This window comes from Bacillota bacterium, assembly GCA_024653485.1.
GTDB lineage: Bacteria > Bacillota > SHA-98 > UBA4971 > UBA4971 > UBA6256.
Window position 1 is genome coordinate 324,118 of sequence record JANLFY010000001.1, and the last position, 12,951, is coordinate 337,068.

Genomic DNA, 12,951 nt, shown 5'->3' on the forward strand with positions numbered 1-12,951 from the left:
AGCGGAGGTGGGCCGCGATCAGCGTCTTGGGAGGCGAGGAAGGCTGGAGGACTGTTACTCGGGCTTTGTCGGTACACGTTGGCGTCAGCACATCGACGTGCGGGACTTCATCATTTGCAACTACGAGCCTTACGAGGGAGACGGCACGTTCCTCGTGGGTCCGACGCGCCGTACGAGGGCGCTTTGGGAGCGGTGTCTCTCCCTTCTCGAGGAGGAAAGGCGCCGCGGCGGGGTGTACTCGGTGGACGCCAGGACCGTCGCTGGAATAACGAGCCATCCGCCCGGCTACATTCACCGCGACCTCGAGATAATCGTGGGGCTTCAGACCGACGAGCCTCTCAAGAGAGCCATCAATCCGTGGGGCGGCATCCGCATGGTGGAAATGGCCTGCAACGAGTACGGGGCCGACCTCGAACCCAGGGTATGTGAGACGTTCCACAAGTACCGGAGGACCCACAACGAAGGCGTGTTCGCAGTGTACACCGATGAAATGCGCGCTCTCAGGCGGTGTGGCGTCATAACGGGCTTGCCTGACGCGTACGGTCGCGGACGAATCATCGGCGACTATCGAAGGGTCGCGCTGTACGGAGTTGATCGCCTCATCCAAGAGAAGGTCGGCGACCTACGAAGCCCGCAGCTGACGACTATCACCGTAGACACCATCAGGCTGCGCGAGGAGGTTCACGACCAGATCCTCGCCCTCGAAGAGCTGAAGGAGATGGCGCGCTCCTACGGTTACGACGTCTCGAGACCCGCCAACTCCGCCCGCGAGGCGTTCCAGTGGCTTTACTTCGCCTACCTTGGCGCAATCAAGCAGCAAAACGGCGCCGCGATGTCCCTCGGGAGAGTCAGCACTTTCCTGGACATCTACCTCGAGCGCGATCTGCGTCGGGGTGCGCTCACGGAGGATGAGGCTCAAGAGCTGGTTGACGACTTCGTGATCAAGCTCCGCATGGCTAGGCAGCTTCGCACGCGATCGTACGACGAGCTCTTCGCGGGAGACCCCCTGTGGGTTACGGAATCCATAGGTGGAATGACGCTGGACGGCCGGCCTCTCGTCACGAAGACCAGCTTTCGGATGTTGCAGACCCTGTATAACCTCGGGCCTGCTCCAGAGCCCAACCTCACGATCCTCTGGTCAAAGGACCTTCCCAGGCCTTTCAAGGAGTTCGTCTGTAGGGCATCGTACGACACGAGTTCCATTCAGTACGAGAACGACGATCTCATGCGGCCTCTCTTCGGAGACGACTACGCCATCGCTTGCTGCGTCTCAGCGATGAGGGTCGGGAAGGAGATGCAGTTCTTCGGGGCGAGGTCCAATCTCCCGAAGGCGCTTCTCCTCACCCTGAACGGCGGCCTGGACGAGATCTCCGGAGAGAGAGTCGCTCCCGAGCTCTACCGGGCGCGAGAGGAGCCTCTCGAGTTCGGACCCGTGTGGGATGCCTTCACGAGGATGCTGGGGTGGCTCGCCGGAAAGTACGTTGACACGATGAACGTCATTCACTACATGCACGATAAGTACGCATACGAGAGCCTTGAGATGGCGCTTCATGACACGCACGTGGGGAGGTTCATGGCCTTTGGAGTCGCGGGCCTGTCTGTGCTCGCGGACTCGCTCTCCGCGATCCGGTACGCGCGGGTGACGCCTCGGCTCGACTCCCGGGGGATCGCTACGGAGTTCGACGTAGAAGGCGACTTCCCTAAGTTCGGCAACAACGACGACCGGGTCGATTCCCTCGCCCGGGACTCGGTCGTGCTCTTCCATGAGAAGCTCAGGGAGCGTCCCGCGTACAGGGACGCCAAGCATACCCTCTCCGTCCTCACGATCACCAGCAACGTGGTGTACGGGAAGATGACAGGATCCACGCCAGACGGAAGGAAGCGAGGAGAGCCCTTCGCACCTGGCGCCAACCCCATGCACGGGCGAGACACTCACGGCGCCGTCGCCTCCCTGGCGTCGGTCGCCAAGATCCCTTACGAACATGCCATGGACGGCATCTCGTACACGTTTTCGATCACGCCCAAAGCCCTCGGGAAGACACCCCGGGAAGCCATCTCGAACCTAGCTGGCCTCATAGACGGGTATTTCGCCAAGGGTGGGCATCACATGAACGTGAACGTGTTCCGACGAGAGACCCTCGTGGACGCCATGGAGCACCCTGAGAAATACCCGCAGCTGACCATAAGGGTGTCGGGGTACGCCGTGAACTTCGTCAAGCTTACTCGCGAGCAGCAGGAGGAAGTCCTGGCAAGGACCATTTTCGAGAGATGACCGAGCGCGAGGAGCGGGGACGAGAGGACGCACGAGCCGTTACCGGGTACGTCCACTCCGTCGAGACCATGGGCACCGTGGACGATGGCGGGATACGGTTCGTCCTGTTCATGCAGGGCTGTGCCATGAGGTGCGTGTTCTGCCACAATCCCGACACCTGGCTGCGTCTCGGCCGCGAAGTGACGGTGGACGACGTCATGAGGGAGATCCTCGATTACAAGCCTTTCTTCGAGGCGTCGGGCGGCGGGGTCACTGTCTCCGGGGGCGAGCCGCTTCTGCAGCACAGGTTCGTGAGGGCTTTGTTCGAGCAGTGCGGCGCCCACGGTCTTCACCGCGCCCTCGACACGGCGGGCTACTGCAAACATGGATGCTTCGAGTCAGTGCTCGACTGCACAGATCTCCTGCTCTTTTCGGTCAAGGTGGTGGATCAAGAGAAGCACGTGAGGCTCACGGGGGTTAAAAACGACGTGATCCTCGCGAACCTCCGCCTTGCAGCGGAGCGTGGGACGAACATCGTGGTGAGGTACGTCCTGATCCCGACCGTCAACGACTCGGAACGCGACCTTTGCGACGTAGCGAAGCTCGTGGCGTCGCTGGGCGACAGGGTGGAGGCGGACATCCTTCCCTACGACCGCATGGGCGTATCCAAGTGGAAACAGCTCGGCCTCGATTGCGCCCTTGATGGAGTGCCTGAACCCACCGAGCGCGATCTCGCCAGGGCGTGCCGCGTTTTCCGGGAGCACTCAGTGAGGCTCCGAACGGACTTCGCCCAAGAGTAGACCCACGAAGAATTTCCCCGGCACGAGAAGGACAATTGCATAATTCGTCGAATAGGCTATGGCATAACCATGATGTGCGCGTGAATGCAGGGAGAAGTTCACGATTATCGTAGTAATTATGGCCGATTGGGGTGGTTTTCGTGAACGATGTTGTCGTGCTGGATAAGCTCGACAAGGAGATCCTGTCGTGCATCCAGCGGGACGGTCGCATGCCTTTCACGGCCATAGCCGAGAAGCTGAATGTGGCGGAGGGCACGGTGAGGAAACGCGTCGCGCGCCTTCTCGAGGAGGGGGTGGCCCGGATCACGGGTGTGGTAGACCCGTTCCGCCTGGGAATGAACTTCGTTGCCATGGTCGGAATAAGCGTGGAGGGCGACTCCCCGGAACGCGTGGTCGCTGAGCTCGTGAAGTTGCCTGAGGTGAGGTACGTTGCGATCTGCACTGGCGCGTACGACATCATGGTGGAGGTCGTGCTCAAGTCCAATAACGAACTTTACGCTTTCCTCACGCACAAGCTGCGAAGAGTGCCGGGCATATCGGGGTCACAGACCTCGCTGGTTCTCAAAGTGTGCAAGGAAAGCTCGGCGTGGAACGGGTGGACCGGCATCGAGGAGGAGGGTGGAAGCCATGGACGAGACGGACTATCCGACGTGGCGGCCTCGGGATGACGTTCCTTCGCACTAGCATTGACTAGATACTGACGAGAAGATTGACAGGAGGGATAGACATGGCTTCCAGGAGATCGAACACATCGCGAGTGGTCCTGCTCGTTGGGGTCATCGTGGTACTTGCAGCCGTGCTATTGGTCGTGAACATCATTCAGAAGAGGTCCAGTGTGACGACTATCGGAATCATGCAGATCATAGAGCATCCCGCCCTCGACGCGGCCAAGAAAGGGTTCATTGACGGCCTTGCGGAGGAGGGTCTCGTGGAGGGCGACGATCTCAAGTTCGAATCCCAGAGCGCCCAGGGCGACATGGCAACCGCACAATCCATAGCGCAGAAATTCGTGAGCGAGAAAGTGGACATGATCTTGGCGATCGCTACGCCGACTGCCCAGGCCGCGGCCAAGGCGACGACGGAGATTCCCATACTCATCACCGCAGTGACGGATCCTGTCGCTGCCGAGCTCGTGGAGGCCATCGACCGTCCGGGCACGAACGTCACGGGCACCTCGGACCTCACGCCGGTTGCGAAGCAACTGGAGTTGCTGAAGCAGCTGGTGCCGGCCGCCCAGAGGGTGGGCATCGTCTACAACGCCGGCGAGACGAACTCAGTGGTTCAGGTGGACTTGGCGAAACAAGCTGCGTCGAGTCTGGGGATCGAGATCGTGGAGGCGACTGCGAGCTCAACGAGCGGAGTATATGAGGCGGCTCAGTCTCTTGTTGGCAGGGTTGACGCCATCTACGTGCCGACCGACAACACGGTCGTATCGGCGCTGGAGTCCGTGATCAAAGTTGCGGAGGAGCGAGCGATACCGCTCATCGTGGGAGAGGAAGACGGCGTGAGGCGGGGCGCCCTTGCGACGGTCGGCATAGACTACTACGCGCTAGGGAAGCAGACCGCGAAGATGGCGGTGAAAGTTCTCAAAGAGGGGGCCAAACCCTCTGAGATGCCCATCGAGTACCAGGAAGACGTGCGGCTGGTCGTGAACCTCAAGGCCGCCGAGAAGATGGGCGTCACGGTTCCCGAGACTCTGATACAACAGGCTTATGAGGTGATACGGTAGTGTTGTCCCTTGGCGCACTCAGTGGAGCCCTGGAACAGGGATTGGTATACGCGGTGATGGCTCTTGGGGTATACATAACGTTTCGGGTCCTCAACTTCCCAGACCTCACCGTTGACGGGAGTTTCCCGCTGGGTGCGGCTGTTGCTGCGAAGTTGATATCCACCGGGGTCGACCCGGTCCTCGCGACCGCGGTGGCCCCGGTCCTCGGCTTCGTTGCGGGAACGACGACAGGGGTTCTCAACACGAAGCTGAGGATCTCTGGGCTTCTTGCCGGAATACTCACCATGACCGCTCTTTACTCGGTGAATCTGCGCATAATGGGGAGAGCGAACATCCCGCTCTTGCGCAGTGCCACCGTGCTGACGACCTTGCACGGCCTCGGAGTTCCCGGCTCCGTCGCAGCGCTGCTCCTCTTCCTGGTAGCGGCGGTAGTGGTCAAGGTGGTGCTGGATGTCTTTCTTCGTACCGAATTCGGCCTCGCTCTGCGTGCGACCGGGGACAACGAGGTCATGATTCGTAGCCTCGGAGTGAACACCGACTCCATGAAGATCATAGGCCTGGGCCTGTCCAACGCGCTAGTTGCACTTTCAGGGGCTATGGTCGCTCAGTACCAGGGCTTCGCTGATATCGGCATGGGAATCGGAATGGTGGTCGCGGGGCTTGCGTCCGTAATCGTCGGTGGGGCTGTCATTGCCCCCGCGACCATCGGCCTCGCCACGTTCAGCGTGGTGGCAGGGTCGGTGGTGTACAGGTTCGCCGTGTTCGTGGCCCTCCGGATGGGTTTCGCCCCGACCGACCTGAAGATCGTGACAGCCGTCCTCGTCGTGATAGCTCTGTCCGCGCCCGCTATCAGGTCGAGCCTAGGTATGGAAAGGAGGCGGGCTCTGACTCATGGTAAAGTTGACGCACCTTCGCAAAACGTTCCTGCCAGGAACGACTAACGGCAGGATGGCGCTTCGCGACGTATCTCTGGAGCTTGCCCCCGGAGACTTCGTTACCATAATAGGCAGCAACGGAGCGGGGAAGTCCACGCTGCTGAACGCGGTGGCGGGAGTCTTCCCAGTGGACGAGGGCACCATCGTCATAGACGGCCAGGATGTCACGGTTCTTCCGGAACACGAACGTGCTCCCATCATAGGGCGAGTCTTCCAGGATCCGATGCAGGGGACGGCAGGCTCAATGTCCATCGAGGAGAACCTCTCGATGGCCGCGAAAAGGGGCGAGCGGAGGCGCCTTCGGAGGGGGGTCACGCAGAAGGATCGCGAATCCTTCAAGGAGTATCTCTCCCTCCTTGGCCTGGGATTGGAGAACAGGCTTTCCGATCCTGTGAGGTTGCTCTCAGGCGGCCAGCGCCAAGCCCTTGCCCTCTTGATGGCCACGATAAGGGAGCCGAAGCTCTTGCTCCTCGATGAGCATGCCGCAGCCCTGGATCCGAGAACGGCCCAGGACATCCTTGCCCTCACAGACCGGCTCGTGAGGCGCCACGGGCTCACGGTGATGATGGTCACGCACAACCTCCGCCACGCGCTGGCGTATGGGAATCGCACCATCATGATGCACGAAGGCGAGATAGTGCTCGACGTAGGCGGGCCGGAGAGGTCGGTCATGACCGTGGCCGACCTTCTGGAGCGGTTCCACGCCACCCGTGGCGAGAGACTGCTTGACGACAGGATACTCCTCGAGGTGTAGTCCTCGAGGTGTAGTCAGGTAGTCCGGGCTCGAAGCGCAGGCGCACGGAAACCGCACCAGGGCTTTGCACCAGGGCTTTGCTGGAGTCGGGGTGCATTCGTGGCCATGCACTATGACGACCCGAGACAGGAACTGAGGTCCGGCGCGGTGGATGGCGCCGGACCTCAGACAGTCCTCGTCCGATGTGCCGCCATTGCTTTGGCGACCCTCGAGCCGGCCTTCTCAGGACCGGGCCAGAGCGGAGCGGGAACGCCGCGTGACGGCCTCCTGCGCCGCCTTGCGCGCCCGGAGATTCACCCTCGTCGCCGCGGTCTCGAGGATCCTTCTCACCAGGTCCTCAAAGGATACCCCGCCCGCCATCGCGACTATCGGGAAGAGGCTCACCGTCGAAAGGCCTGGCAGCGGATTGATCTCCAGGAAGTGCGGGTTGCCTGCGCCATCCAGTCGCACGTCGACGCGTGCGAGATCTCTGCATTCCAGCACCCGGAAAGACCTTATGGCCACATCGAGGATCCTGCCCGCCAATTCGTCGGAGATGGGCGCGGGACACAGGAACTTCTCGAGGTTGTTGTGCTTCGTGTCATAGCAGTACACGAACGACTCGGGTTCGATCTCCAAAGAAGGTCTCACTTCCATGATGGGGAACGTCTCGAGTTGACGATTGCCCAGTATGCCCACGGTGAACTCGCGCCCTGGAAGGAACTCTTCCACGAGAGCTGGTTGCCGGTAGGTTCCGGTTATCCAGTTCACCATGTCCACAAGCTCTTCTCTGGTGTTGACCTTGGACGAGTGCCTCACGCCTTTGCTGGAACCTTCGTAGGCCGGTTTCACGAAGAGAGGGAATTCCTCGTCGACGTATTCGGGCAGATCCGCGGCTGATTCGATCTTGACCGCCTTGGGCGTCGGAACTCCGTAAGATGAAACGATGGCCTTTGTCACGGCCTTGTCGAGGCACACCGCGAGCGTGAGCGGGTCTGATCCGGTATACGGAATTCCGAGCGATTCCAGTATCGCCGGGACGATGGCTTCACGACACCTGCCATCCCATCCTTCGGCGATGTTGAAGACGATGTCGACATGGTCACGCTGCAACTTGGAAAGAAGCCCCGGACCGTACGGCATCATCACGACGCGGTGCCCCGCGGCCCGAAGGGCCTTTGCTATTCGGTCTACCGTTGCCTGTTCCTCAAACTCGGCGTCAGCGTCTTCGACCAATATCTCGGACCTGGGACAATCCTTCTTGAGGTTGTAGGCAAGACCTACCACAAATCCCATGGTCATCCCCCACTACTTGACGGCATTTCTTAAGTCGGCAATATCAGGCTTTTTCGCGCAAGCGGGTCACAACCCGCCTCCGGTAGACCAGGGCTTTCTACCACCCTGTTTGGCTCCTTGCGTCGCCTCCCAGGCCCCATGACCACCTCCGCGGCGCGCGTCCCCAGGGCGCCTGTGTTTTCAGTAGTTGAGTCTATACCCGGCCGAAAACGTTGTCTAGCGCCCAATAGTGCCAGTTTTGGAGCCTTTGGACTGGAAACAGCTCTGGCAGCGATTGGGGATTCCTGAGCTTTGCATGAGGCTTTAGTTTCCCCTCAGAACCCCTCGGGCTTGTGCAGGGAAGGACCAGCGAATTCACCCCTTAGGATGACTTCGAGGACAACATCCCTCACGATTCGCAGGCTATGGGGACTGCACTTGTCTGCCGTATCGAGGGTCGTATGCCAGTACGGGTAGTCGAAGTCGATGATGTCGATGGAGGGGATTCCTCTCTCAATGAAAGGGATGTGGTCGTCGAGGATGTAGAGGCCAAGCTCCCTGTGGAAGGTCTGCCCGTGTCCCAAGCGTTCCGCCGCCGACCACACCGTGTCCACCAGATCTGGTGAGCTCAAGAGCGAATACCTCTCGACATAGATGTCGAGGTCCTCGTCTCCGATCATGTCAAGGAGCAACACGCACATCACGTCAGACGGGTTTGTTGTTTCGGCATACCGCCTCGACCCCAGAAACATCCAATCCGTCGATGCGCCGAAGTCCTCGCCGTCGAAGAACGCCAACATGACCGGAACGGGTGGCCTTCTATATGCGAGCATACGGGCGATCTCGAGAAGCACGGCCACTCCGGAGGCTCCGTCGTTCGCCCCCAGTATCGGGCTTGATCTTAGTTCTGGCACCGGGTCGCATTCCGCGCGAGGTCGAGTATCGAAGTGCGCCCCGAGGAGGATGAAGGGTCTCTCCCTGCCGTCCGACGCCTTGAAGAGCGCGGAGACGTTCGTCATGGAATACTTCGCGCCTTCGTGCGCTACTTCGAAGGGCTGGACCTGGACATCGTCTGCGGACTTGACGAGTTCGGACACGAGGAAGTCTACGAGCTCTCGGTGGCCCGTCGACCCGGGGTTCCTCGGACCCAGGCGTGTCTGGAACTCTAGGTAGTGCCATGCATCCTCGACCATGTCGCCCGCATGGTCGCCCGCGGAGCCGTCGAACGTGCCTGGGGAGGCCATCTTGACACTGCTCTCAGCCGTTGGGCTGGCCAGGCGGTCCTCTATGGAAGCGTAAAGGATGCTGTCAATGGAAGTGCCTAGAACGCTGCCGCCGCGCGCGAGTTCCTGCGCGACGCAACGCTCTTGTGTTCCGACGCACGTGGCGGCTGTGATTGTGCGGCCGCACGCCGTGCTTAATAGCAGTACACCCACTCCCGCACCCAACTTGTGGAGAACGTTCTGCGCCAGACCGTTGCGTCGAGATGGAGTGCTTTCCGCGAGACTCACCCCTCTTCTGATGCGCCACGAAATGACCGAGTGCCTCCCCCACTCATGATAGCGCATTCCATGAGGGTCGTTCAACGATTCCGGGTTCCCAGGGTGTCGGGACTTTCGTGGCTCGCGTTTCCCCCGTTACTAGGGTTTTTCGACACGGGCAGAGGACTTTGGCTTCTTGGGGGAGAATAATACCACCATCGCGCGACGGGACGCGCGCCCGACGGGGCACGCTTGTGTGCCTGGCTGTGGGTTCTGAGGGGCGATGTGAAGTGAGACAGCACGTCCAGCAGGGGCGATCGCGGGTGATCAGAGGGATCGTGCGCGGCGCCTTGGTTGCCGCAGCATATGTAGCGGTTTCGTATGCGCTGGCGCCCATCAGCTTCGGACCGCTCCAGTTCAGGCTGGCAGAGGCGCTCGCGCTCCTGCCGATCGCCTTTCCCGAGGCTGTTGCCGGGCTGTTCGTGGGATGCCTCGTCACCAACCTCATCGGGCCTTATGGTCTACCCGACATAGTGTTCGGGAGCCTCATCACCCTTGTAGCAGCGGCAATCACACGGGCGTTCCGTCATAGTCCCATCGCGTACCTCGCTCCCGTGGTGTTGAACGCGGTTCTCGTAAGCGCCTATCTCACCGTTCTGACGAAAGTCCCATATTGGATGCTCGTCCTCAGTATCGGGGCTTCTGAGGCGATCTCGGTGCTGGCCGTGGGCGTGCCGATTCTGAGGTTCGTGAACCGCAGACTGCAAAGTGATGAGCGCTGATTGGAGCGCGATGAATAGGAAGGGGGTTTCACACATGCCTATCGTTCAGATCGAGCTGATTGAGGGGAGAACCGTCGAACAGAAAAGGGCGTTGGCAGAGAAGGTTACAAAGGCGATAGTGGAGGCTGTGGGCTGTCCTGAGAGTGCTGTGAGCATCATCCTTCGGGACATGAAGAAGGAGAACTATGCTCAAGCAGGCAAGCTCTGGTGCGACAAGTGAGATCGGCATGAGTCGAAAGAGGTGAATGCCAAGCCATGCGCAAGACGCGGGCCAAGTTGAGGAATTACCTGTACCCTATACCAGCAGTCATGGTGAGCTGCACGAGTCGGTCCGGGCGGCCGAACATAATCACCTTGGCCTGGACGGGCGTCGCTTGCGGGACTCCTCCCATGGTGTCCATAGCGGTGAACCTCTCCAGGTACTCTCATGGGATAATCAAGGAGACCGGTGCCTTCTGCGTGAACGTCCCGGGCGAAGACTTGCTTCGTGCCACGGACTATTGTGGGAACGTGTCCGGGCGTGACGTTGACAAGTTCGCCGCGCTTGGTCTTACGGCGGTGGCGGGCGAGGAGGTGGCGTGCCACTACATCGCGGAGTGCCCGATAAGCATGGAGTGTGCCGTGCGTCACCAAGTCGTGCTCGGATCACACGAGCTGTTCGTGGGCGAGGTCGTAGCTGTCCATGCCATCGAAGGGGTGCTCACGCCCGAGGGACGCATCGACGTGTCGGCGATGAAGCCTTTCGCGTACGTTAGCCCTGACTACTACCGCCTGGGGGATTGGGTAGGGCGGTATGGGTACGCTGTGGAGGGCGGCAGGGAAGAAGGCTCTTCGAGGAAGGTGTAAAGACGGGAATTCGGAAGCGAGAGAGGAGGGGCGTCACCACGGGGCGCCGCGCAGGCGGCGTGGGTGCGTGGTGGCATCATGGGTGAAGCTGGCCCGTAGAACGACCAGAGTGAGCCCTTCGAAGACATTCGGCGTGGATGCCCTCGTCCGTGAGATGCGCAGCCAAGGGGCGGACATCGTCAACTTCAGCCTTGGAGAGCCTGACTTCGACACGCCCGGCCACATCAAGGACGCAGCCGTGGAAGCGATCAAGGCCGGATTCACCAAGTACACGCCGACCGCCGGCATCCTTGAGCTGCGCTCGGCCATCTGCGAAAAGCTGCGGGCCGAGAACGGGCTCGATTACGGTCCCCAAGAAGTGCTCGTTTCGTGCGGGGCGAAGCACTCCATATTCAACGCGGTGTTTGCGCTGTGCGATGAGGGCGATGAGGTCATAGTCCCGAGCCCGTACTGGGTCTCATATCCTGAGATGGTGTACCTTGCAGGCGGCGACCCGGTCTTCGTCGAGGGCGACATGGAGCGCGGGTTCAAAGTGAGCGCGTCCGCGATAGAGCGCGCCATAGGGTCAAGGACGCGTGCCATCATCCTGAACAGCCCCTGCAACCCCACGGGGTCGGTATACTCCCGCGAGGAGCTTGGCGAGATCGCCGACGTGGCGGTGGCACACGGTGTGGCCGTTATATCCGATGAGATATATGAGAGGCTCACGTACGGCGAGGCAGAGCATGTCAGCATAGCCTCGCTTGGCTCCCAGATCAAGGACCTCACAATAGTCGTGAACGGAGTGTCGAAGACTCATGCGATGACGGGCTGGCGGATCGGGTACGCGGCCGGACCGAGAGAGCTGATACGCGCCATGGAGACGATTCAGGGACACGTGACCTCCAACCCCACATCGATCTCGCAAAAGGCGGCCATTGCAGGGCTTACGGGCGACAAGGGCCCGGTGGAGAACATGCGCGACGAGTTCGCGAAGAGGCGGGACTACATGGTGCGAAGGCTGAACGGGATGCAGGGTGTAGTGTGCCCGGTCCCTGAAGGAGCGTTCTATGCGTTCCCCGATGTGTCCCACTACTTCGGGAGCAAGCTCGGCGGTGTGGAGATTACGGACTCCACTTCGTTTGCCGAAGCGCTCCTTCGCCACGCCCACGTGGCGGTCGTGCCCGGCGTAGCGTTCGGAAACGATGGCTGCGTACGCCTGTCTTACGCAACTTCAATGGAGCGGATCGCGGAAGGCCTTGATAGGATGGAGGAAGCTCTCGCCCGAGCGCGCTGAGCGACCAGGCATGGGGGATTCGCGAGCCGAGCGTATGGGGACCAGGGGACGAGACCGAAATGGGATGGGCCGCAGCCGATCCCCTGTGTCGAGGGCGGCCTTGACGCTGCTGCGTCTAGCGCTGCTGGCGATGATCGCATGTCCGGGAGGCGCAGCGGAGGGCGTAGGGGCAGCGTCCTCGTCGTCGAGGGGCGAATCCGTCGTCGATTGGAACGCGATTGTGGAAGCCAACGTGAAGCGTCCTCCGGACGATCTCGAGGCTCGGCTGTACCGCGCCGTCGCGTACGCGAACCAGGGGATGATCAAGGAAGCGGCGCGCGAGTTCCGAGCGATTGAGACCGCCGGATATGAGACGTTCGGCAAAGAAGTCATAGCCAAGGCGGAGCAGGCACTGGAAAGGGATCCCGAAGACGTGGTCAATTTGAACCTCGTTGGCTTCGCGTATTATGCCTTCTCCGACTTCGAGAGATCCGCCGCGTGCCTGGAGAAGATTGTTCGGCTCGACCCGCGTAACGTGTGGACTCGTCACTATTTCGCGGTGAGCCTGTCCAAGACAGGAGAGCTAGACAGGGCCATCGAGGTTCTGAGGGCTGCGCTTTCGTTGGATCCGGCGAATGAGTACACGCATCTGCTGCTCGGTCTGGCATACAAGGAGAAAGGCTGGTACCTCTTGTCGGTCTTGGAACTTGCGCAAGCTGGGCGCGCGGTGCGAGAGCTGTCGACGCTCAAGTGAGGGCGCCGGATGACATGCGAGGCCGGATGACAGGCGAGGAGGACGGCGCCGCCGGGTTTGGTCGAAGTGGCGGCGCACGGACGGTCGCGGAATTGGGGGTATGCTCTGTG

The 12,951-nt window shown here is 60.8% G+C and carries 13 protein-coding genes; 11 read left to right on the plus strand and 2 right to left on the minus strand.

Annotated elements, in window-relative coordinates; genetic code table 11:
• Positions 1-43: 43 nt before the first annotated feature.
• From pflB to NUW12_01360, 6 genes are all read left to right on the plus strand, one after another.
• Positions 44-2,272, plus strand: coding sequence for a formate C-acetyltransferase (pflB, locus tag NUW12_01335; GenBank protein ID MCR4401415.1), 2,229 nt, complete (start codon positions 44-46; stop codon positions 2,270-2,272).
• Entirely contained in the window at positions 2,269-3,051 is a 783-nt protein-coding gene (gene pflA / locus NUW12_01340) for a pyruvate formate-lyase-activating protein (GenBank protein ID MCR4401416.1), read from the plus strand. The genes pflB and pflA overlap by 4 nt, the downstream gene beginning before the upstream one ends.
• 140 nt (positions 3,052-3,191) lie before the next feature.
• Positions 3,192-3,719: an Lrp/AsnC family transcriptional regulator gene (locus tag NUW12_01345; protein MCR4401417.1), complete on the plus strand. Its 528-nt coding sequence runs from the start codon at positions 3,192-3,194 to the stop codon at positions 3,717-3,719.
• Positions 3,720-3,778: 59 nt separating this feature from the next.
• A complete protein-coding gene (locus NUW12_01350) occupies positions 3,779-4,780 on the plus strand; it encodes an ABC transporter substrate-binding protein (GenBank protein MCR4401418.1) in 1,002 nt (333 codons plus the stop codon).
• A 2-nt stretch (positions 4,781-4,782) separates the two neighbouring features.
• A complete protein-coding gene (locus NUW12_01355) occupies positions 4,783-5,721 on the plus strand; it encodes an ABC transporter permease (protein MCR4401419.1) in 939 nt (312 codons plus the stop codon).
• Complete coding sequence (locus NUW12_01360) at positions 5,672-6,469, plus strand: ATP-binding cassette domain-containing protein (GenBank protein MCR4401420.1); 798 nt, start codon at positions 5,672-5,674, stop codon at positions 6,467-6,469. Before NUW12_01355 ends, NUW12_01360 begins: the two co-directional genes overlap by 50 nt.
• 222 nt (positions 6,470-6,691) lie before the next feature.
• Here the strand turns inward: NUW12_01360 and NUW12_01365 are convergent, their stop codons facing one another.
• Together NUW12_01365 and NUW12_01370 are read right to left on the minus strand one after the other, a co-directional pair.
• Complete coding sequence (locus tag NUW12_01365) at positions 6,692-7,744, minus strand: ATP-grasp domain-containing protein (GenBank protein MCR4401421.1); 1,053 nt, start codon at positions 7,742-7,744, stop codon at positions 6,692-6,694.
• A 314-nt stretch (positions 7,745-8,058) separates the two neighbouring features.
• Entirely contained in the window at positions 8,059-9,234 is a 1,176-nt protein-coding gene (locus NUW12_01370) for a M28 family peptidase (protein ID MCR4401422.1), read from the minus strand.
• A gap of 293 nt (positions 9,235-9,527) precedes the next feature.
• Between NUW12_01370 and NUW12_01375 the strand changes: the two genes are divergently transcribed.
• The 5 genes from NUW12_01375 (at position 9,528) to NUW12_01395 (ending at position 12,841) form a co-directional block, all read left to right on the plus strand.
• A complete protein-coding gene (locus tag NUW12_01375; GenBank protein MCR4401423.1) occupies positions 9,528-9,986 on the plus strand; it encodes a QueT transporter family protein in 459 nt (152 codons plus the stop codon).
• 34 nt (positions 9,987-10,020) lie between these two features.
• Positions 10,021-10,206, plus strand: a complete 186-nt coding sequence (locus tag NUW12_01380) for a 4-oxalocrotonate tautomerase (protein MCR4401424.1) — start codon at positions 10,021-10,023, stop codon at positions 10,204-10,206.
• Positions 10,207-10,241: 35 nt separating this feature from the next.
• Complete coding sequence (locus NUW12_01385; GenBank protein ID MCR4401425.1) at positions 10,242-10,832, plus strand: flavin reductase family protein; 591 nt, start codon at positions 10,242-10,244, stop codon at positions 10,830-10,832.
• A gap of 82 nt (positions 10,833-10,914) precedes the next feature.
• Entirely contained in the window at positions 10,915-12,108 is a 1,194-nt protein-coding gene (locus tag NUW12_01390) for a pyridoxal phosphate-dependent aminotransferase (GenBank protein ID MCR4401426.1), read from the plus strand.
• A gap of 64 nt (positions 12,109-12,172) precedes the next feature.
• Positions 12,173-12,841, plus strand: a complete 669-nt coding sequence (locus NUW12_01395; protein ID MCR4401427.1) for a tetratricopeptide repeat protein — start codon at positions 12,173-12,175, stop codon at positions 12,839-12,841.
• Positions 12,842-12,951 lie beyond the last annotated feature (110 nt).